Source organism: Dongia mobilis (genome assembly GCF_004363235.1).
Classification (GTDB): domain Bacteria; phylum Pseudomonadota; class Alphaproteobacteria; order Dongiales; family Dongiaceae; genus Dongia; species Dongia mobilis.
Map to the genome: position 1 here is coordinate 39565 of NZ_SNYW01000002.1, position 20166 is coordinate 59730.

The following is a 20166-nucleotide window of genomic DNA, read 5'->3' on the forward strand; positions in this document are numbered from 1 at the left end:
CTCCGTCACTCCGCCGCGGCCTTGGCCGTCGGGCGGTTGAAATCTTCCGGGAAATGGCGGACCGCACTCTGCACCGGGAAGGGGGTGAGGCCACCCAATGCGCAGAGCGAGCCATCCAGCATGGTGTCGCAGAGATCGGCCAGCAGCGCCTTGTTCTTGTCCGGCTCGATGCCGTCGCGGATCCGGTCCAGCACCTCGACGCCGCGGGTCGAGCCGATGCGGCAGGGCGTGCACTTGCCGCAGGATTCGACGGCGCAGAATTCCATCGCGAAGCGCGCCTGGGCCAGCAGGTCGACGGAATCGTCGAAGACGACGATGCCGCCATGGCCCAGCATGCCCTTGGCCGCGGCCATGGCCTCGTAATCCAAGGGCGTGTCGAGCAGCGCCTCGGGGAAATAGGCGCCCAGTGGTCCACCCACCTGTACCGCGCGGAGCGGCCGGCCGCTTGCCGTGCCGCCGCCGAAATCATCGATCGCCTGGCGCAGCGTGATGCCGAAGGCCTTCTCGACCAGGCCACCATATTTGATGTTGCCGGCCAATTGCAGCGGCATGGTGCCGCGCGAGCGGCCCATGCCGAAATTCTGGTAGAAGGCCGCCCCCTTGTCGAGGATGGTCGGCACGGCGGCGAGCGAGAGCACGTTGTTGATGACGGTGGGCTTGCCGAAGAGGCCCTTGAGGGCCGGCAGCGGCGGCTTTGCCCGTACCATGCCGCGCTTGCCCTCGAGGCTTTCCAGCAGCGAGGTCTCCTCGCCGCAGACATAGGCGCCGGCGCCCAGCCGCGCCTCGAGCTGGAAGACGCGGCCGGAACCGAGGATATCGGGGCCGAGGAAGCCCGCCCGATTGGCCTCGCGGATCGCATCCTGCATGCGCTGGAAGGCGTGCGGATATTCGCTGCGGATATAGATGTAGCCCATGGTGGCACCGACGGCGATGCCGGCGATGGTCATGCCCTCGATGAGGAGATAGGGATCGCCCTCCATCACCATGCGGTCGGCGAAGGTGCCGCTGTCGCCTTCGTCGGCGTTGCAGACAATGTATTTCTGGTCCGAACCGGCGCCCAGCACGGTCTTCCACTTGATGCCGGTGGGGAAGCCGGCGCCGCCGCGGCCGCGCAGGCCGCTTTGCGTCACTTCCTCGACGATCGCCGCCGGTTCCATGCCGAGCGCGCGGCGCAGGCCCTTATAGCCGTCATGGGCCTCGTAATCGGCAAGGCTCAAGGGGTCGATGATGCCGCAGCGCGCGAAGGTCAGGCGCTCCTGGTTCTTGAGATAGGGGATTTCCTCGGGCCGGCCGAGATGCAGCTTGTGCCCGGCCTTGCCCTCGAGGCACCCGGCTTCGAGCAGCGGCTTCACATCGGCCGCGCTGACCGGGCCATAGGCGATGCGCCCCTGCGACGTCACCACTTCGACCATCGGTTCCAGCCAGAACAGGCCGCGGCTGCCGTTGCGCACGATCTCGATGTCGAGGCCGCGCGCCTTCGCCTCGACCTGGAAGGCGCGCACCACCGCGTCGGCGCCGAGCGCCAGGGCGGCGGAATCACTGGGAATGTAAAGACGGGTCGCCATCAGCTTTTCCCTCCGGTGAGGTCGGCGATGATGGCGTCGAAGCGCGCCGGCGTGACCCTGGCGTGCAATTCGCCATCCACCATCAGGGCGGGCGAGCAGGCGCAGAGGCCGAGGCAATAGACCGCCTCGAGGGTGAAATTGCGGTCGGCGCTGGTGGCGCCGAACTCGGCCTTCAGGCGTTTGGCGACATGCGTCTCGAGGGTCCGCCCGTCCATCGACTGGCACGCCTCGGCACGGCACACCTTCACCACATGCCGCCCGGCGGGTTCCTTGCGGAAATCATGGTAGAAGCTGATGACGCCATGCACCTCGGCCCGGGAGAGGTTGAGCTCGTCGGCGATGATCGGCACGGCCTCCGCATCGACATAGCCGAAATGCTCGTTGAGGGCGTGCAGGATAGGGAGCAGGGCCCCTTCCAGATTGCGGTGCTCCTGGACGATGCCGCGGGCCGCATCCCTGTCCCAGGGATTGCCAGCGGACTTGTTTGGGGACCTCGCGGCGGCTAATCCCGACATCGGCGTTTTTTCCTCCCGGCAATGCGGCGACATGGAACCAGGGAATTCCTAGCCATTTTGCGCCCAAGGCGGTGTCGCTGCAGCGACACTCAAGAGAGTAAATCCGTACAAGGCCTATGGTTCAAATTGGATCGGGTTATATCTTGATAAACAAAATTTATCAAAAATGGCGATTCCAGGGCATTTCCGGGAATCAACCTGTGGCCGATGCGGGCCCCGATACATCGATCCCGAAGCTGACCGGGTAAATTATCCTGCCTTTATGGCCATTTAATGCGCCCGGCTGCAATTCCAGGCCCATGAAGGCCTCGCCCTGGAAGGGGGCCTGGAACCCCGCCGTCAGCGCCGCCCGGAAGCCGAAGCGCGGATAATATTGCGGATGGCCGAGGACGATCACCGCCGCCCAGCCACCTTCCCGCGCCGCTGCCAGGCCGGCCTCGATAAGCGCACTGCCGATGCCGCGCTTCTGATAGGCCGGGGTAACGCCGACCGGCGCCAGTGCCAGGGCCGGGATCGCCCGCCCGTCCACCTCGACGGTCAGCGGCGAAAACAGGATATGGCCGACCGGCTCGTCGTCGAGCCGCGCCAGCAGCGAGATGGCATCGAGGCCGTCGGCGACGAGGGCGGCCACCAGTTTTCCCTCCGCCGGCCCGCCGAAGGCCGCGTCATGAATTTTTCTGATGGCGGGCAGATCCGCCGCTTCCGCCTTTCTGATCCGCATTCTTCCCATATAGGTTGGCGATCGCCCGCGCCCAAACGGAATCGGACCCTGCCCGCATGCGCCTTGCCCTCTACCAGAACGACAGCAAACCGAGCGATGTCGCCCACCAGCTGGCATCGCTGCGCCGCGTCGCCCGCGACCTCCGGGGCGAGGCCGATCTGCTGGTGACGCCCGAGCTCTTTGCCAGCGGCTATCGCCTGCCGCCGGCCGAACTGCAGCGCCTTGCCGAGCCGGCGGCGGGGCCTTTCGTTGGCGCCCTTGCCGACATCGCGCGCGAGGCCGGTCTTGCCATCCTGTGCGGCTTTCCCGAGCGCGATGGCGCGCTGGTCTTCAACAGCGCCATCGCCATCGGCCGCGACGGCGCGACCCTCGCCCTCTATCGCAAGCTGCACCTGCCGAGCGATGACGAGCGCGCCGCCTTTGCCGCGGGCGGGCGCATCGTTACCTTTGACCTGCTGGGATTCCACGTGGCGCCGCTGATCTGCTACGACATCGAATTTCCGGAAGCGGCGCGCGCCTGCGCGCGGGCCGGCGCCGAGCTCATCCTGGTGCCGACGGCGCTCCGCCGCCACTGGCACGAGATCGCCCGCCAGGTCATCCCCGTCCGCGCCCGCGAGAGCGGCGCCTTCCTCGCCTATTGCAATTTCGCCGGCAGCGAGAGCGACTGGGATTACGCCGGCCTCTCCTCGATCTGCGGGCCCGATGGCGCTGTGCTCGCGCTGGCGGGCGAGGCCGAAGGCGTCATCGTCGCCACGCTCAACCACGGCGCGGTGGCTGCGGCCCGGGCGCGCCTGCCTTATCTGAGGGATTGCCGGTTCGGCGTGAGCGGGCCGGACTGAAAACCGGCACCGCCGCTCAATTCGCCGGGTGGCGCCCGAGACTCTTCGCCATGACGAGATAGAGCTTGCCGACATCGGCGGTGATGAGGGCGGCATTCAACACCGCCTCGGGATCGGCCTTGGCGGATTGCGTCAGCAGATCTTCGAACTTCCGCAGGTAGCGGTCGACCAGATCCTTGAAGCGCTCGTCGCGGCCATAGCGCTGCTCGATCGCGGGAACGATGTACGAATCCTTCCCCTTGAACAGGCGCCGCGCGAAGATCGAGCGGTCGCCGTCGCGATAGCGCTTCCACACATCCTCCGGCACTTCGCTGTCGAGCAGGTTCTGGATGTCGATGGCGAGGCCGTTCAGCTCCTCGATCATCACCGAAGCCGCGCGCAGGAAGGCGTCGCGGGTCGAGCTGTTCTGGGTATCGCGCAGCTTGTCGATGCGCTCGAGCGCCAGCTGCGAGGTCTTGGCAAGCTCCAGGCTCTGGCCCTTGAACGCATCGCCCAGTTCCACCGCCTTGGCCTGGGCCTGGTCGAGGGCGCGGCCGAAGCCTTCCGCCTGACGCTCGAAGCTCTGCCCGATGGTGGCGACGCGGGCGGCGGCGTTCTCGGCGGCGCGGCTCATTCCCTCGATGCGCTTGTCGATATCACTGCCGAGGCCGGCCAGGTGCTGGTTCATCCTGGCCGCCGCCTGGGCCAGCGCCTCGACCTGGCGGTTCAGGATCTCGCTGGCCTGCTGCGCCTCGCCGCGCGCACCCTCGGCGCTGGCCTTGGCGGCAAGCGTCGCATCGTTGAATTCCTGCGCCTGGGCGCGCAATTGCTGGCGTACCTCCTCGGCCACGTCGCGTACCCGGCCGGAGAGGTCGGAAAGCTCGGTCACCTGCTCGGCCACCGCCGCCTTGATGCCGCCGACATCCTGCGTCGCCTTCCGCGTGACCTGCGCGAGCGCCTCGGCGGTGGCGCGGATCAGCTCGATCGATTCCTTCACCTGGCGGCTGCCCTCGCCGGTGGTGCTGCGCAGGGTCTCGGCCAGGGTCTGCGCCGAGATGTTGAGGGTGGAGAGCTGGTTCTGCCCTTCCTTGCCGATCGCCGCCACCTGTTCGATGCGCTGGCCCAGCGTCACGTTGAGCTGCTGCTGGCGCGACACCGCCTGGTCGGCGATGGTGGCGAGGATCTCGGCCTGGGCGCCCAGCGCCTTGCCCATCTGGTCGAGCTTGTCGCGCGCCATATCGGAGGCGTCCGCCAATTGTCTGGCATGGGCCTCGTAGAGGCTGGTGAGCTCGCTGGTGCGCCGCCCGCCCTCGTCCGCCGCCGCCTTGAGTAGCTGGTCCTGGCGCGTCACCTCGGCTGCTAGTCCGCCGGCCTTCTCGATGGCGCGGGCGGCCAGTTCCTCCATGGCGAGGAAGCCGGCGCGCAACTGTTCCTGCAGCTGGCCGGCAGCACCCGTCGCCTTGGCCGCCGCCCCTTCGAGACTTTCCGCCTCGCCATGCAGGATGGTGCCGATCAGCTTTGCCTCGATCTCGATCTTCTGCGTCGCCTCGGACAATTCGCCGATGCGCGCCTGCAGGCTGTCCCTTACCTCGTCGGTGGCGCCGCGTGTGCGGGCCAGGGCCGCAGCGAGCTCGTCATTCTGGCGCATGAGGTTCTCGCCCAGCGCGATCGCCGCCGCCCCCGCCTCCTCGGTCGCGGCCTTCAGGTTGGCGGCGTTGCGCTGCACGATGGATTGCAGCGCATCGGCGAGATCGCCCGCCTGGCGCTGCATCACGCGGCCGGCTTCCTGGGCGCGGTCGCTGATGTCGAGGCCGGCGCTCCTGGCGAGATCGGCCTGTTGCGCCAGCGCGTCGCGCATGGCCAGCGCCACATCGGTCGCCTGTTCCGCCGCCTTGCCGAGCGTCACCGCCTGGTCGGCGGCATTGGCATGCAGCTTCTCGCTGAGGCTCGCGAGATCGGCGAGGCGCCGCTCCAGGTCGAGCTGCTGCTCGGCGAGGCGCGTGCGCAGGGTATCGGCGCTCTTCTCGCCGGCCAGCGCCAGCGCCTGGGTCTGCTCGCCGGTCAGTTGGGCAAAGCGGGTGGTGGAATCGACGATCATGGCAGCAAGGTTCTCGGCCTGGACCCGGGCTGCCGCACCCAGACCCTCGGTCTGCTGCACGGCAGTTGCCGCCGCCGCCGCGATCTCCTGCGCCTGCAGGCGGAGCGCCCCGGCGAAATGCTCGGCGGCATCGCGCGAGGCTTCGATCAGCTCGTCGCGCTGGCGCTCGGTGACGCCTTCCAGCGCCGCCGTCCGCGTCGCCACCATTTCCGCAGCCGCCAGGAATTCGTCGGCCTGGCGGCGGAGGATATCGCGGAAACCTTCCGCCGCCGCCTGCGCGGCCTCGATCAACTGGTCGCGATGGCTGAGGATGGTGCCGTCCAGCGCCGTGGTGCGGTTGATAAAGGTCTGGGTCAGTTCCTCCATGTTCGACATCTGGCGGTCGATCTCGCCCTTGAGATTGGTGACATGCGTATCGAGTTCGGCGCGGATCTCGCCAGCCGCCTGATGACCGATCTCGGCAAGGCGCCCGCGCTGGTCGCGGATGGTGTCGTCGAGCACCCGCGTCTTCGCCACCACGGCATCCATGTTGTCGACGAGGGCGCTTTCGTTCTCGCGCAGGCGCTGCGCCAGGCGCTCGGCAGCGCGGTCGGCGGCCTGTTCCAGCACATGGCCCTGCTGGTCGATGGTCGTGCCGAGGCGACGGCTGGCATTGTCCTGGGCATCGGCCAGGGTGTCGAGGCGATCCTCCTGGCGTTTCAGCAGCTCGCCGAAATGGGCGGCATGGGCCTCGGCCGCCTCGTCGAGATGGCGGCTGGCGGCGGCCAGCGCCTGCAGGCTGGTGGTCTGGCGCACCTCGCCCAGGGCGTTCAGCTCCTCGAGCTTGAGGATCTCGGCATCGATCTCTTCGCGGAGGCGAATGGCGGCGGCATTGGCCGCTTCCGACAGGCGCCCGCGCTGGCCCTCGACGAGGGCGACCAGCCGCGCCGTCTCGGCATCGGTATGGCCGGCGGTGGTCTGGATGTCCTTGACCATCTCGCCGAATCGCTGCGCGATATGCTCGCCGAGGCGCGCGGTGGTTTCCTGGAAATTGGTCGCCTCGGTGCGGAGCGCGCTCTTCGCTGCCTGGTTCTGCTCGGTGATCTTGTCGATGAGCGCCCTGACCAGCGCGCCGCTTTCGCCGGCCATGTGGTCGAGGGCGTGGCGGAACTGGGTCGAGGCCATGAGGGCGGCATTGGTCAGGCGCTCGGCCTGGTGGCGCGCGGTCTCCTCCAGCGCCGCATTGTCCTTGCCGGCCTGCGCCGCCGCCTCGCCGATCACCTCGCCGACCCGCGCCAGCGAGGCGGTGAACTCGCCCGAGAGGACGTTGGCGGCGGCGATGGCGCGGTCGCCCTCCTCGCGCATCTGGCGCTGGATCTCGGCGGTCCGGCGCATCACCTCGCCGACCGTCGCGGTGGCCGTGGCCGAGACCAGCTCGTGATGGCGGCGCAGCGTGCCGGCGAAGCGCTCGGCGCTGGCATCGGCCTGCTCGTGCATCTCGCGGGCCTGGCGCTCGAGGGCGGTCAGCACCGCCTGCATGCGCGCCTCGCTGGCGGACGCGACCTCGTCGAGGCGCGCCTGCTCGGCCGTCGCCTGGTTTGCCAACTGTGTTGCCGCATTGGCCGTGGCGGCGGCAAAAGCGGCCTGCTGCTCGGCCAGTTTCTCGCCCAATTCGCGATAGCGCTGGGCGGCGCGTTCCTCGGCCGCCTGGATGCCGGCGACCTCGCCAGCGATTTCGCTGTGCATCACGGCGAAGGCATCGGTGGTGCGCTGGGCAAGGCGCGCCGCCTGGGCGGCCAGAGCCGCCTGCAATTCCTCGCCGGCATCGACGGCCTGGGTCTTGGCGGCATTGATGCTCTGCAGCTGGCGCGCCAGCTGCTCGGTCATCGCGGTGGCATGGCGCTGCGCCGCCTCGGCCGCCTCCTCGGTGGCGCGGCGCAGGCTCTCGGCATGGGCCGCGGCACCGCGCTCGCCGGCGGCGGTGGCGGCGGCAATGTCGGCGCCGATGCGGTCGAGCTGCGCCTCGATGGCGGCACTGGCGCGGCCGGTGATCTCGTCGATGGCGGCCAGCTGCCGGTCGCCCGCCTCGCCCAGGATGCGGGCATCGCGCCGCGCCGCTTCGCCGGCCTCGTCGATGCGGCGCATCACCTGCAGCATCTCGTTGCGCAGGCCGAGCGCCGCCTTGTCCACCGTCTCGGCCGAGATTTCGGCCTGGCGTTCGACCGCGTCGCGGAGATCGGCGGCATGGTCGACGATGCGCTCGAGGATGGCGGCGATTTCCCCGCGCTTGGCCTCGAAGGCGGCGACGACGCGGTCGGCCGATGTAGTGGCAATCCGGTCGAGCGCCTCGCTCTCGGCCGCACTCGCCTTGGCCAGCATCGCCTCCTGCTCGCCCAGCGCCTGCTGCATCGCGGCCAGCATCTGGCGCTGTGCCTTCAGCTGTTCGTCGATCGAATCCGATTGCGCGCGGGCAGCACCCGCCGCCTCCATCAGGTCGATGCGCTGGCGGCGGAAGCGTTCCTCGATCTCGGCCAGGGCGCCGGCCGCCTCTTCCGAGGCGCCGCGCAGTTCGACGGTCTGGCGGCGGATCGCCTCGGCGATGGTGGCGACGCGGGTCTCGGCCTGCGGATTGGGATAGGTGAGGAGATTGAGCTGCTGGCCGAGGAGGGCCGTCTGCCGCTCCAGATCGCGGCCGCGCGCAATATAGGCGATCACGATCCAGGCAAAGGCGGCGGGCGCCACGAAGGTGATGATGATGGCGGCCAGTTCCGCCGGCAGCAGGTCGCGCAGATTCTCGAAGCCGACCGAATCCGAGATGTGCCAGCCATAGATGCCGACCCAGCCCAAGGTGATGAGGCTGCCCAGCAGGGTCGCCCATCTGTGGTAGCGGGCGTTGAGATCCTGCTGATTGACCAGCGGACGCGCCGGTGCCTTGCCCGGCTCTCCCTTGCCGTCCCCCTTGCCCATGAAACGTTCCACCGCCTGCTGCCTGAAGCTGCCCGGCGCGACACCGGCGCCGATCCCCGTGGCGGAACACTAAGCCATTGGCGAAACACGCGCAAATCCGGAGTGGTCAGCGCTGGCGCGGCGCGGCAGGCGGTTATCTGGCGCCGCGCTCGCCGCGGCCCAGATCCGACCTGCCCTGGCCATAGGTCCAGGGCTGGACGCCGTCGCGCGTCACATACCAGGGCGGCCCTGCCTCAGGCCCGCGACGATCCTGGCCCCGATGTTGCCAGTCGTTTTTTTGCCAGCCTTGCTGCCAGCCGTGGTTCAAGCCATGCCCCCATGGCCGGTTGTCCTGCCACCAGTCGCTGTGCAGCGAACCCCGATTCCACGACCGACGGTCCCGCCAGCCGTCGTGGCGATTGAGGTATTCGGTGAGATAGGCCTGGTACTCGTTGCGGCTGAGGCGCTTCTTCGGCACGCCCTGCAGCCGGTCATAGCCATGGTCCCGGGCAAAATCCCATTCCTGGGCGCTGATCCTGCCGTCGCGGTTGCGATCGACCAGGAACCAGGTCTGGCGCTTGTTGTAGATCGCGTTGTCGTGGCCGGCCGCGGCCGGTTGGGCCAGTGCGGCGGTGCTGCCCAGCAGCATGGCAAGGGCGAGGGACAAGCGGCAAAGCCGGGTTGTGATCGGCATGATGAAGCCCCGTTCCTGAAGCGGCGGCCGGGATGGCGCGCCGACAGGAAGTCACACGGCGGCGGCGCGCCGACCCGGCGCCGCCCGCCCATCACGAACCGGTGAGGAGCCTGATCTCGGCTGGCCGATAGCCGGGCGGCCGATACCTCAAGCTGCCCGGGGCGCCGATTTGTGCAGCAGGGCGAGGATCTCGGAAGCCGCCTTCGGGATATTGGTGCCGGGACCGAAGATCGCAGCGACACCGGCCTGGCGCAGGGTAGCGTAATCCTGCGCCGGGATGACGCCGCCGCAAATGACGCGGATGTCCGGCGCGCCTTGGTCCTTGAGCGCCTGGATCAATTGCGGCACCAGGGTCTTGTGCCCGGCCGCCTGGGACGAAACGCCGATGACGTGGACGTCATTCTCGATCGCCTGCCTGGCCGCTTCCTCCGGCGTCTGGAAGAGGGGCCCCACATCAACATCGAAGCCGAGATCGGCAAAGGCGGTGGCGATGATCTTGGCGCCGCGGTCATGGCCGTCCTGGCCCAGCTTCACCACCAGCATGCGCGGGCGGCGTCCCTCGGCCTTGGCGAAATCGCGGATCTCGGCCTGGATGCGGGCGAAATCGGCGTCGTCGCGATAGGCGGCGCCATAGACGCCGGCGATCGAGCGGATCTCGGCCTTGTGGCGGGAATAGACGGCTTCGAGCGCATCCGACACCTCGCCGACACTGGCCCGCGCCCGCATCGCCTCGACCGCAAGGGCCAGCAGGTTGCCGCTGCCATCACGGGCGGCATGGGTGAGGGCGCCGAGTGCCGCCTGCACTTTCGCCCCGTCGCGCGCGGCCTTCATCGCCTGAAGCCGCGCGATCTGCGCTTCGCGCACCTTGGAATTGTCGATGTCGAGCACGTCGATCTCGGTCGTGGCATTGGACTGGTACTTGTTGACGCCGACGATGACGTCCTCGCCCCGGTCGATGCGTGCCTGGCGCTTGGCCGCCGCCTCCTCGATCCTGAGCTTCGGCATGCCGCTTTCGACCGCCCGGGTCATGCCGCCCATCGCCTCGACCTCGGCGATCAGCTTCTCGGCATGGCTCACCAGGCTCGCGGTCAGGGCCTCGACATAATAGGAGCCGCCCAGCGGGTCGATCACCTGGGGGATGCCGCTTTCCTCCTGGATCACCAGCTGCGTGTTGCGCGCGATCGCCGCGGAGAAGGGTGTGGGAAGGGCGATCGCCTCGTCGAGCGCATTGGTGTGCAGCGATTGCGTACCGCCCAGGACCGCCGCCATCGCCTCGATCGTCGTACGGATGACGTTGTTGTAGGGATCCTGCTCCTGTAGCGAGACGCCGGAAGTCTGGCAATGCGTGCGCAGCGCCAGCGATTGCGGGTCCTTGGGATCGAACTGGCGCATCAGCTTGGCCCAGAGGAAGCGCGCCGCGCGCAGCTTCGCGATCTCCATGAAGAAGTTCATGCCGATGGCAAAGAAGAAGGAAAGGCGCGGCGCGAATTCGTCGACCTTCAACCCCTTGGAGAGCGCGGCGCGGACATATTCAAGCCCGTCGGCCAGCGTGAAGGCCAATTCCTGCACCGCATTGGCGCCGGCTTCCTGCATGTGATAGCCGCTGATCGAGATGGAGTTGAATTTCGGCATCTCCTTCGCCGTGAATTCGATGATGTCGGCGACGATCCGCATCGAGGGGGCGGGCGGATAGATATAGGTGTTGCGGACCATGAACTCCTTGAGGATGTCGTTCTGGATGGTGCCGCTGAGGGCCGCGCGCGAAACCCCCTGTTCCTCGCCGGCGACGATGAAGGCGGCCAGCACCGGCAGCACCGCGCCGTTCATGGTCATGCTGACCGACATCTTGTCCAAGGGAATGCCGTCGAACAGGATCTTCATGTCCTCGACGGAATCGATCGCGACACCGGCCTTGCCGACATCGCCGACGACACGGGGATGGTCGCTGTCATAGCCACGATGGGTGGCGAGGTCGAAGGCGACGGAAAGCCCCATCTGCCCGCGCCGCAAATTCTCGCGGTAGAAGGCGTTGCTCTCCTCGGCGGTGGAGAAGCCGGCATATTGCCGAATGGTCCAGGGCCGGTTCGCATACATGGTGGCGCGGGGACCCCTGGTATAGGGGGCAAAGCCCGGCAGGGTGCCGATGGTCTCCAGCCCTTCGAGATCGGCCTCTGTATAGAGGGCCTTCAACCGGATGCCCTCGGGCGTCTCGCGATTGAGGCTGGCGGGATCGGCGCCGCGCAATTCCTTTGCCGCCAGCTTCTCCCAATCCGCCAGCTTCACCTTGGGGAAATCCGTCACGACACCTTCCTCCAGCCGCTCGATTCTTGTGATGCCGCAGTGCAGCATTTTCCACAAGCTAGCAGAGGATTTGGGGCCAAGTCCAGTCGGGTGCCCCCTTCGCAACCCGGCCTATTGCCGCGTCAGGTGCAGGATCTTGTCCGCGCCATTGTCGGTCGAGAGATAGAGCGAACCGTCGGGTGCCACGGCGATGGCACGCAGGCGGCCGAAGGAACCGTCGATCAGGATTTCGTGGCTCCTCACCTCTTCCCCCTCGATATCGACGCGGTAGAGCCGTCCCGTCTTCAGCGTGACGAAGAGGATGTCGCCCTGCCATTCCGGGAAGGCATCGCCCCGATAGAAGACGAGATCGGAAATGGCGATGGTGCCGCCCCTGGTGAATTCGGCCTTGGCCGCGCGGTAGCCGGCGATGCCCGGGCAGGCATCAACGCCCTTGCAGCGCGGCCAGCCGTAATTGCCGCCCTTCTCGATCAGGTTCAATTCGTCCTGGGTGTCGGGGCCGTGTTCGGTCGACCACAGCGCGCCGTCAGCCGGGTTGAAGGCGAGGCCCTGCGGGTTGCGGTGGCCGAGTGACCAGATCGGCGAACCGGTGAAGGGATTGTCGGCCGGCACCGTTCCATCGGTGCGCAAGCGGAATATCTTGCCGGCCATCGAGCGCGGATCCTGCGCCGCCTGGGCCTCGGTGGCATCGCCCATGCTGGCGAAGAGATGGCCGTCGGCGGCCACCGCGACGCGGCAGCCATTGTGCCACATGGCACCGGGCAGATCGTCGAGCAGGACCTGCTCGCCGCCCAGCGCATCGCCCTGGAGCGCGAAGCGCGACAGGCGATTGCCCGGCCCCAGCAGCGAGCCGGTGGAATAGCAGAGATAGAGCGCGCCACTGGCGGCAAAGTCGGGATCGAGGGCAAGGCCCATCAACCCCGCTTCGGCACGCGCCCGGACCTCGGGCAGGCCGGAGAGACGCGTCAACTCGCCGCTGCCGGGATCGATCCGGTTGAGGCGCCCGGGCCGCTCGGTGACATAGAGCGCACCATCCGGCGCCACCGCGATCGACCAGGGATGATCGAGCCCGTCGGCCAGGGTCTCGACGCGGAATTCCGGGCGCGCCCAGGCAGCGGGCGAGAGCAGCAGGCTGCAAAGCAGGGCAAGGGCGGCCGCCTGCGGCAGGTTACTTCTGGTCAAGATCGCGTCTCCTCGACTGTGTGGCGAAAGTGGTTTGGTTGACCAGATAGCTGGGGCAGCGGCGGCGGGAGATCAAGCGCCCGGCCCCGGTTTCAAGGATCATGTTCCTTGACAGCGGCATCATCCTGCCGCCGGGTGCCGAATCCCTTGCCATTTAGGGGGCCCCCGTGCAGTAAGGGCGACAGCATCAATCTGGAGCGCATCGCGTGACTCAGTACGACCTGCCGGGCCACCCGGCAGCTGACTACCCCCGGACCACGACCACCGACTTTCTCGATCGCTGCGCGCCGCTCCTGCGCAGCTTCTACGAATATTGGGACGGGAAACGCTGCGGCAGGCACATGCCATCCCGTGCCGATCTTGATCCCGCCGAGATGAAGCCCTGGCTTGCCGGTATCATCCTGGTCGACGTGGCCGAGCATCCGCGCCGGCTGACCTATCGCCTGGTCGGCACCAACTCGGTCGACCTGCGCCAGCGCGACGTCACCGGCAAGGCGATCGAGGAAGGCTATTTTGGCGAATCGCTCGCCGCGGTGCTGGAAAACTACCGCATCGTGATCGAGGAAGGATCGCTGGTCTACGACTGGTCGGCGACACCCTCCGAGAATGGCCTGCCGCACCGCTCGGAGACCCTGCTGCTGCCGCTGTCGAACGACGGCAGGACGGTCGACAAGGTCATCGTCTACATGGAGACGGAGCGGTTCTGAGGAGCCGCACCGTTCAAAGCCGCATCAGCTCGTCGATCTGCGCCTGGTCGATGACGTTGCGGTCGCCATGGATCACGGCCGAGGCCTTGCCGATGAGGTCCTGCAGATTCTGCGAGGCGCGCGTCGCCACGAAGCGCAGCTGTTCCTCGTCGCCCTTTTCCACCAGTTCGCCGAGGCGGTCGACCGAGATCGCCACCAGCCGGTTCATCTCTTTCACCAGGCGGTCGAAGGGCTTCTTGTACTGAGGCGGCGACCAGGGATAGGCGTCGATCGCCAGTTCCTTGTCGGCGATGCCGGAATTGCGGAAATGGTCCTCGTAGGAGAGCGGCTGCCAGGCGCGGCAATCCTCCAGGCATTCCGGCGCATCCGGCACCAGTTCCAGCAGCATGACGATTTCGTTGACATGGTTGAGATAGTCGGTGGCGAGCAGCGTCAGGTCGTTGACATTGGAGCCACGCGCCCGTTCCCGCAGCGCCTCGTAGCGGGCGACGCGGTCGTTGAGCGAGATCCTGTCCTTGCCGGCAACCATGGCGCCACTTCGCCGCCAAACGGGGGATTCGTCAAGTAATCCAGTGGCAAACACAGGTTTGGGCGGTCTGGCCCGGGGGTTCAGGCCACGGCAAGGCGCAGGAAATCCGTGGCCTGGTCGAAGCCCTTGAGAAGGGCGCGGTCAGCGATCAGCTTTTCCGTCGCCCGATAGGGCGCCAGCAGCGGCGCCACGGCGGGGTCCTCGGCGATCTCGCGCGAGAGCACGATCTCGCCCCCCGCACTCTGGCCCTGCAGGCGCGCCGCCAGATTGACGGTCGAGCCGAAATAGTCGAGCCGGTCGTTGAGCGTCACCACGATGCTGGGGCCCTGGTGCAGGCCGAGCTTGATGGCGATCGCCCCGCTGGCTGGTTCCCGGCTGGCGGCTTCAAGATGGGACTGGTTCCAGCTACCGATGCGCCGCTGCATGTCGAGCGCGGCGGCAAGGCCATCCTGCGGCCGGGCGAAGGCCGCCATCACCGCATCGCCGATGGTCTTGACGATGGCGCCGTCATGCGCGCGCACGATCTCAGCCATGAAGGCAAAATGTTCGCGCACCAGGTGATAGGCGGCGGCATCACCGATGCGTTCATAGAGTGCCGTCGAGGCCTGCAGGTCGGAGAACAGCAGGGTGACACGGCCGATCGCCACCTCGTCGCCGGGGCGCAGCACGTCCTCGGAAAAGAGATCGCGGAAGGCCTGCAGCGCGGTGACTCGGTCGGCGGTGAGGCAATCGGCGACCCAGTGGCGGCTTTCGATCACGGCGATGCGCGGCCTGGCTGAATCATTGACGAAGTCGAGCTGGCCGGAGGCGCCCGGTGCGCCGGCGCTTATGTCGTCGGCTGCGATCACCAGGGTTGGAAAGGCAGCGCCATCATGGTCGATGTCGCATTGCCCGCCCGGTTCCAGCGTGCGCAGGCGATAGGGCCCGGGCGGCAGGTGTCCCGGCAGGCTGCGGCGCGCACCCGGGGCGAGATGGATCTGCGCCATCACATGCGGCACCGACATCGGCCCCCACAGGCAATACTCGCCCGAGACGATTTCGCGGATCGCCGGGGCGGGTCGGAAGCTGGCCTCGACATTCTTCGCGAAATCGCGGTCATAGGCGATGTTGCAGGAGGGGCAATGCGCGCCGCTGGGCAACTGGTCGAGCCCGCCCGCCCAGGCCTTGGCAACGCGGCAGCGCGGGCAGAGCAAATCCCAGCGCAGATCCAGAAGACCCGCCTTTACCGCCTGCAGGCAAAGCTCGATGGCGTGGCGCGCAGGTACCGCCCAGTCCCGCGCCAGCGCCAGCGGCCGCACATGCCAGAGATCCACCTCCTGCGCGTTCATCAGGTGATCGGCCAGGCGCCGGGCAAGGCCGTGGCCATGGGGCGTCGCCTCGATGGCCGCCACCGCGCGGGCCGCCAGGGCCAAGGCGCCCGCGGTCGGGCTGGGGGCGTCATAGCTGAAGGGCGTCGCTCGCTCACCGCCGGCGAAGGCATCGGCTTCCTGCGCGAGGCGGGCGAAGGTCCGGCCCGAGGCGTCGAAGAACCGGGTGGCGAGAATGAGCCGCCCCAGAAAATTGCGGGGTGCCGCCGCGAGGGTATAGGTGCCGCGCGATCCGCCGCTGGCGGGATCGGGGGCTAGGTCGAAACGCGCGCTGAGCTGCGCGATCGGCCCGCTCGAGAAATCGCGCACATGCTCGAAGAACTGGCCGGTCACCCAGTTGACCGGCCGCTCCTGCCATTTCAGCCGGAAGGGTCCCATGCGGGCCGCGGCGAAATAGGCGACGGCGCCGTCGGGGCCTGGAATCTCGGTGATCTGCTGGCGCGGCAGGCCGGCCGCCTCGTTGAAGCGCGCCGTATCGGCGACCAGCGGCCAGATCGCCTCGGGCGGATGGTCGAAGCGCCATTGCCAGGTTTTGGATTTCAGGCCCTGCATCACCACATCCTACGCGATCCCGATACGCGGCGGCAGCGGGCCCGGATTTCAGGGGACCGATTTCAGGTGCCTGAATCAGGCCTGGGCCTGGGCCGGGAACTCGAACAGGGCGCGGAAAGCGGGTTCGGCGACGATGCCGCTGGGCACGATGCCGTCGGTCTTCAGCCGGTCGCAATCGACCCCGGTGAAATCGGTCTCGCCGAAGCGGCAGCCGGTGAGGCGGATGGGAAATTCGCGCGTCATGCCGTTGGGCAGATGCGCCACCTGCATCTTGAGGTCGGCGCCGGTGAAGCGGGTGCGGTGCAGGATGGTACCGGCCAGATTGGCGCCCCGGAGATCGGCCTCGCTGAAATTGGCGGCGGTGAGATCGGCGCCGGTGAAATCGGCAAGGTCCAGGATGGCGCGGCTGAAATTGCTGGCACGCAGGCGCGCATGCAGGAAGACCGCGGCGCTGAGATTGCGGCCGGAGAAATCGATGCCGGAAAGATCGCGGCCCGAGAAATCGGCGCGCGTGCCGATGGCGCCGTTGCTTTCCACCCATTGCTCGTGGGCCAGCACCAGATCGGCGATTTTCAGCGCCGCCTCGGCCGAATCGTCGACCGAGATCGCCTCCGTGAGGTCGAGATTGGTGTAGCTGGCCAGTTCCAGTTCGACACCGTGGATATTGGCATCCTTGAGGATGGCGCCATCCAGTTTCGCGCCGGCAATGGCGGCCCGGTTGAGCCTGGCGCCGGTCAGGTTGCAGCCCTTCAGATTGGCGCCGCGGAGATCGGCATCCTTCAGGGACGAGCCGGAGAAATCCGCCGCGGAGAGATCAGCATTCCTGAGGATGGCGCCGGAAAGATCAGCCTTGCGCACAACGGCGGCGTGCAGCTTGGCGCCTTCCAGATTGGCGCGCGTCATGCCGGTATGCTCGCTGCTGGTGATGACCTCGTTGCGCTCGGCGGGCCGGGCATTCCCGTCCACGCTGACCATCAGGGATCCATCGCGGAAATCGGCGCCGGAGAGCAGCGCCTCGCTGAAATCGGTGCCCTGCAGGAAGGCGCCGCGGAAATCCGAGCCACGGCAATCGGCCTTGACCAGGATGGAACCGGCCAGGCTGGCGCCGAAGAAATCGACCTCGTCCACCTTGGCGCCGGTCAGGTCGCAATTGAGGATCTGCACGCCGGTGAGTTTGGCCTTGCTGAGGACCACGCCCGGGAGGCCGAAACGCTCCAGCAGCACGAGCGACAGGTCGCCGCGCTTGCCGCCTTTCTCCTGCCTGAGCCAGCGCCGGTGCGCCAGCAGCAGCGCGCGCAGCACGTCGATCTCGATCGCTTCGGCCATCTTTCCCCACCCCCGCTGCAACATTCAGGGCAAAAGGACCCTGCGTCATTGGGTTATGGCCGAGATTTAATGTGATCTAGGGTTAAAAATTTCTAAATCACTGCAAAAGCTAATTTTTAGGTCCCTGAAATGTCACGGGATAATTATCCTAAGCCGGTTTGCGACGGCGCCTGGATGGCGCCTTTGCCGACTCCGCCGCCAGCAACCGGGCGGCATCGCGCGCGGCCCGGGCGCGTTCCGGTCCGACCGTGGGGAAGGCCAGTTCCATGCTCTCCAGCGCTTCGATGGCGATGGCCGCCACCACCAGGCGGGCATAGGCCTTGTTGTCGGCCGGCACCACGAACCACGGGGCGGCGCGTGTCGCCGTCGCCTGGATGGCCGATTGATAGGCGGCCATGAATTCCGGCCAGCGCTGCCGGTCGCGGAGATCGTCCGGCGAGAATTTCCACATCTTGTCGGGATCCTCGATCCGCGCCAACAGGCGGTTCTTCTGCTCCTCGCGCGAGATGTTGAGAAAGATCTTGCGAATGACCGTGCCGCTTTCCGTGAGGTGGCGTTCGTGATCGGTGATGGCACGCATGCGGTCCTGCCAGATGCCGGATGACTGGCAGTGCTGGGGCAGGCGCTGCGAGGCCAGGTAATGCGGATAGACGCGCACCGCCACCACCTCCTCGTAATAGGAGCGGTTGAAGATGCCGATGCGCCCGCGGCGCGGCAAAGCGAGGTTGCAGCGCCAGAGGAAGTCGTGCTCCAGCTCGACACCTGCCGGCGGCTTGAACGAGGTCACGTCGACACCCTGCGGATCGATTCCCGACATGACATGCTTGATGGCGCCGTCCTTGCCCGCTGCATCCATGCCCTGAAGGATGAGGAGCAGCGACCAGCTGGCTTCCGCATGCAGGCGTTCCTGCAGCGCCGAGAGCTTCCTGCGCCCCTGCTGCAGCAGATCCTCCGCCTGCTCCTTCTGCAGGCTCGCCGCCTGTTTCGACAGGGTCGGAAAATCGGCCAGGCGAAAGCCGCGTCCGCTGCTGACGCGATAGGGGGCGATGAAGGCGCTGACCCGTTCCGTTGTCACTTTCACCATGGTGATCCCCCTTCAATCAATCATGACGACGATATTGCCGATCTGCCGCCCGGCCTCGACCGTTTCATGGGCGGCGGCGATCTCGGCCAACGGGAAGGCGGCGGCGATAGTGTGGGTCAATAGATCTTCCGCCAGCAGCGCATCGACCGCCGCAAGCGCGCGCTGGCGCAACGAAAGCGGCTGGTTGTAGACGATGAAAAAGCGATAGCCGATATTGCCGATGATGGAGGCGGAAAAACTCACCTCCGCCTCGCGCCGGCTCGAGCCATAGACCACGACGAGGCCGTAATCGGCCACCACCCGGGGCAGCCAGCCGATATTGCCGGCCAGATCGACCTCGATCACGCGGGCGACGCCCCGGCCGCCGGTCGCCTGCAGTACCGCCGCCACCACATCCTCGGCCTTGCGGTCGATGACGCAATCGGCACCGGCGGCTTTGGCATGCGCTGCCTTCTCCGGCGAGCTCACGGTGGCGATGACGCGGGCGCCCTTCAGTTTTGCCATCTGCACGGCGTAATGGCCGACGGCACCCGCGCCGCCCTGTACCAGCACCCAGTCGCCGGCGGCGATGCCGCCATCGGTCTCGATCGCCTGCCAGGCAGTGAGGACCGGAATGCCGAGACAGGCGCCGGTCGCAAAATCGGCATTGTCGGGAAGCGCTACGGCCTGGCTGTCCGGCAGCGCCACCAGCTCCGCCGCCGTGCCGAAGGCGCGCTGCCAGCGTGCGTTCCACAGCCAGACCCGTTTGCCGATGCGGCTCTGCGCGACACCTTCACCCACCGCGATGATGGTGCCGGCGCCATCGCTATGCGGGATGATGCGGGGATATTCGTTGGCAGCACTGCCGGTCCCGAGGCGCATCTTGACGTCGGATGGATTGACGCCGCTGGCCGCCACCCGGACCAGCACCTCGCCCGGGCCGGGCGCGGGATCGGGCAAGGCGCCCAGCTGCAGCACTTCGCGCGCCGGTCCCAGCCGGTCGTAAAAGGCAGCCCGCATGCATCCCCCCATCACAGAATTGTCGTTGCGCCATGGCCCGACCGGGCCAAGGCGAGCCTAGCCGAGGCGACGCCCGGGTGATAGTCTCCGCCGCCGAATCGGGGACCAGATGCGCGCACTCCATCATTTTTCCTTGCAGCCGCAATCGCGCCGAATCCGCATCCAGTTGCGCGAGAAAAAAATCGACGTCGATCTGGTGGCGGAACGGCCGTGGGAGCGGCGCGAGGAGCTGCTGCGCCTCAACCCGGCGGGCGAGACACCGGTCCTGGTGGAAGATGGCGGTCTCACCGTCGTCGGCGCACAGGTCATCGGCGAATACCTGGAAGAGGTCTATCCGGAAAGCCCGCTGCTGGGCGGGGACGCGCGTGCCCGCGCCGAAACGCGCCGTCTCGTTGCCTGGTTCGACGACAAGTTCGAGCGCGAGGTGACGCGCAACCTGCTGCACGAGAAGATGCTGCGGCGCCTCTACGGCCAGGGCGGACCGGATTCCGGCGCGATTCGCGCCGGCAAGGCCAATATCCGCATCCATCTCGACTACATCGCCTGGCTGACCGAACGCCGCAACTGGCTGGCTGGCGCGCAGTTCAGCCTGGCCGACATCGCCGCGGCGGCGCAGCTATCGGTCATCGACTATATGGGCGATGTCGATTGGGAATCCTTCCCCGAGGCCAAGCACTGGTATGCCCGGGTGAAATCGCGCCCCAGTTTCCGGCCGATCCTGGCCGATACCTGGCCCGGCACCCAGCCGCCGCCCCATTACGCCGATCTGGATTTCTGAGCGCG

The 20166-nt window shown here is 67.4% G+C and carries 15 protein-coding genes; 3 read left to right on the forward strand and 12 right to left on the reverse strand.

Features of this window, described 5'->3' with window-relative positions; all coding sequences use genetic code 11:
• Positions 1-5: 5 nt before the first annotated feature.
• From A8950_RS01170 to A8950_RS01180, 3 genes are all read right to left on the reverse strand, one after another.
• Positions 6-1565 carry a formate dehydrogenase beta subunit gene (locus A8950_RS01170; RefSeq protein WP_133611656.1) on the reverse strand — a complete coding sequence of 520 codons (1560 nt, stop codon included), beginning with the start codon at positions 1563-1565 and terminating at the stop codon, positions 6-8.
• Complete coding sequence (locus A8950_RS01175) at positions 1565-2080, reverse strand: formate dehydrogenase subunit gamma (RefSeq protein WP_133611657.1); 516 nt, start codon at positions 2078-2080, stop codon at positions 1565-1567. Before A8950_RS01175 ends, A8950_RS01170 begins: the two co-directional genes overlap by 1 nt.
• A 193-nt stretch (positions 2081-2273) precedes the next feature.
• On the reverse strand, positions 2274-2801 hold the full coding sequence (locus A8950_RS01180; RefSeq protein WP_133611658.1) for a GNAT family N-acetyltransferase: 528 nt from the start codon (positions 2799-2801) through the stop codon (positions 2274-2276).
• 56 nt (positions 2802-2857) lie between these two features.
• On the opposite strand from A8950_RS01180, the gene A8950_RS01185 reads away from it, so the two are divergent.
• Positions 2858-3640 carry a carbon-nitrogen hydrolase family protein gene (locus tag A8950_RS01185; RefSeq protein ID WP_133611659.1) on the forward strand — a complete coding sequence of 261 codons (783 nt, stop codon included), beginning with the start codon at positions 2858-2860 and terminating at the stop codon, positions 3638-3640.
• A gap of 16 nt (positions 3641-3656) precedes the next feature.
• On the opposite strand, the gene A8950_RS01190 is transcribed toward A8950_RS01185, so the two are convergent.
• From A8950_RS01190 to A8950_RS01205, 4 genes are all read right to left on the reverse strand, one after another.
• A complete protein-coding gene (locus A8950_RS01190; protein ID WP_133611660.1) occupies positions 3657-8663 on the reverse strand; it encodes a coiled-coil domain-containing protein in 5007 nt (1668 codons plus the stop codon).
• Positions 8664-8796: 133 nt separating this feature from the next.
• On the reverse strand, positions 8797-9336 hold the full coding sequence (locus A8950_RS01195; RefSeq protein WP_133611661.1) for a hypothetical protein: 540 nt from the start codon (positions 9334-9336) through the stop codon (positions 8797-8799).
• 147 nt (positions 9337-9483) lie between these two features.
• A complete protein-coding gene (scpA, locus tag A8950_RS01200; protein ID WP_133611662.1) occupies positions 9484-11685 on the reverse strand; it encodes a methylmalonyl-CoA mutase in 2202 nt (733 codons plus the stop codon).
• Positions 11686-11748: 63 nt separating this feature from the next.
• Positions 11749-12819, reverse strand: a complete 1071-nt coding sequence (locus A8950_RS01205; protein WP_166644935.1) for a PQQ-dependent sugar dehydrogenase — start codon at positions 12817-12819, stop codon at positions 11749-11751.
• A gap of 206 nt (positions 12820-13025) precedes the next feature.
• Here A8950_RS01205 and A8950_RS01210 point away from each other — a divergent pair, with 206 nt between their 5' ends.
• Positions 13026-13526 (forward strand): PAS domain-containing protein, encoded by a 501-nt coding sequence (locus tag A8950_RS01210; protein WP_133611664.1) that lies wholly within the window; start codon positions 13026-13028, stop codon positions 13524-13526.
• A 13-nt stretch (positions 13527-13539) separates the two neighbouring features.
• On the opposite strand, the gene A8950_RS01215 is transcribed toward A8950_RS01210, so the two are convergent.
• The 5 genes from A8950_RS01215 to A8950_RS01235 form a co-directional block, all read right to left on the reverse strand.
• Positions 13540-14055, reverse strand: a complete 516-nt coding sequence (locus A8950_RS01215; protein WP_133611665.1) for a hypothetical protein — start codon at positions 14053-14055, stop codon at positions 13540-13542.
• A gap of 80 nt (positions 14056-14135) precedes the next feature.
• Positions 14136-15974 carry an adenylate/guanylate cyclase domain-containing protein gene (locus tag A8950_RS01220; protein ID WP_133611666.1) on the reverse strand — a complete coding sequence of 613 codons (1839 nt, stop codon included), beginning with the start codon at positions 15972-15974 and terminating at the stop codon, positions 14136-14138.
• Positions 15975-16049: 75 nt separating this feature from the next.
• Positions 16050-17300: a pentapeptide repeat-containing protein gene (locus tag A8950_RS01225; protein ID WP_166644936.1), complete on the reverse strand. Its 1251-nt coding sequence runs from the start codon at positions 17298-17300 to the stop codon at positions 16050-16052.
• Positions 17301-17448: 148 nt separating this feature from the next.
• A complete protein-coding gene (locus A8950_RS01230; protein WP_133611668.1) occupies positions 17449-18384 on the reverse strand; it encodes a PPK2 family polyphosphate kinase in 936 nt (311 codons plus the stop codon).
• 12 nt (positions 18385-18396) lie between these two features.
• Complete coding sequence (locus A8950_RS01235; RefSeq protein WP_133611669.1) at positions 18397-19383, reverse strand: NADPH:quinone reductase; 987 nt, start codon at positions 19381-19383, stop codon at positions 18397-18399.
• Positions 19384-19492: 109 nt separating this feature from the next.
• On the opposite strand from A8950_RS01235, the gene fzlA reads away from it, so the two are divergent.
• Positions 19493-20161, forward strand: coding sequence for an FtsZ-binding protein FzlA (fzlA, locus tag A8950_RS01240; protein WP_133611670.1), 669 nt, complete (start codon positions 19493-19495; stop codon positions 20159-20161).
• Positions 20162-20166: the final 5 nt, after the last annotated feature.

Excerpts from the sequence above, each read along its gene's own strand:
- A8950_RS01170 (WP_133611656.1), bottom strand. The coding sequence starts at position 1,565 with ATGGCGACCCGTCTTTACATTCCCAGTGATTCCGCCGCCCTGGCGCTC.
- A8950_RS01175 (WP_133611657.1), bottom strand. The coding sequence starts at position 2,080 with ATGTCGGGATTAGCCGCCGCGAGGTCCCCAAACAAGTCCGCTGGCAAT.
- A8950_RS01180 (WP_133611658.1), bottom strand. The coding sequence starts at position 2,801 with ATGCGGATCAGAAAGGCGGAAGCGGCGGATCTGCCCGCCATCAGAAAA.
- A8950_RS01185 (WP_133611659.1), top strand. The coding sequence starts at position 2,858 with ATGCGCCTTGCCCTCTACCAGAACGACAGCAAACCGAGCGATGTCGCC.
- A8950_RS01190 (WP_133611660.1), bottom strand. The coding sequence starts at position 8,663 with ATGGGCAAGGGGGACGGCAAGGGAGAGCCGGGCAAGGCACCGGCGCGT.
- A8950_RS01195 (WP_133611661.1), bottom strand. The coding sequence starts at position 9,336 with ATGCCGATCACAACCCGGCTTTGCCGCTTGTCCCTCGCCCTTGCCATG.
- scpA (WP_133611662.1), bottom strand. The coding sequence starts at position 11,685 with ATGCTGCACTGCGGCATCACAAGAATCGAGCGGCTGGAGGAAGGTGTC.
- A8950_RS01215 (WP_133611665.1), bottom strand. The coding sequence starts at position 14,055 with ATGGTTGCCGGCAAGGACAGGATCTCGCTCAACGACCGCGTCGCCCGC.
- A8950_RS01220 (WP_133611666.1), bottom strand. The coding sequence starts at position 15,974 with ATGCAGGGCCTGAAATCCAAAACCTGGCAATGGCGCTTCGACCATCCG.
- A8950_RS01225 (WP_166644936.1), bottom strand. The coding sequence starts at position 17,300 with ATGGCCGAAGCGATCGAGATCGACGTGCTGCGCGCGCTGCTGCTGGCG.
- A8950_RS01230 (WP_133611668.1), bottom strand. The coding sequence starts at position 18,384 with ATGGTGAAAGTGACAACGGAACGGGTCAGCGCCTTCATCGCCCCCTAT.
- A8950_RS01235 (WP_133611669.1), bottom strand. The coding sequence starts at position 19,383 with ATGCGGGCTGCCTTTTACGACCGGCTGGGACCGGCGCGCGAAGTGCTG.
- fzlA (WP_133611670.1), top strand. The coding sequence starts at position 19,493 with ATGCGCGCACTCCATCATTTTTCCTTGCAGCCGCAATCGCGCCGAATC.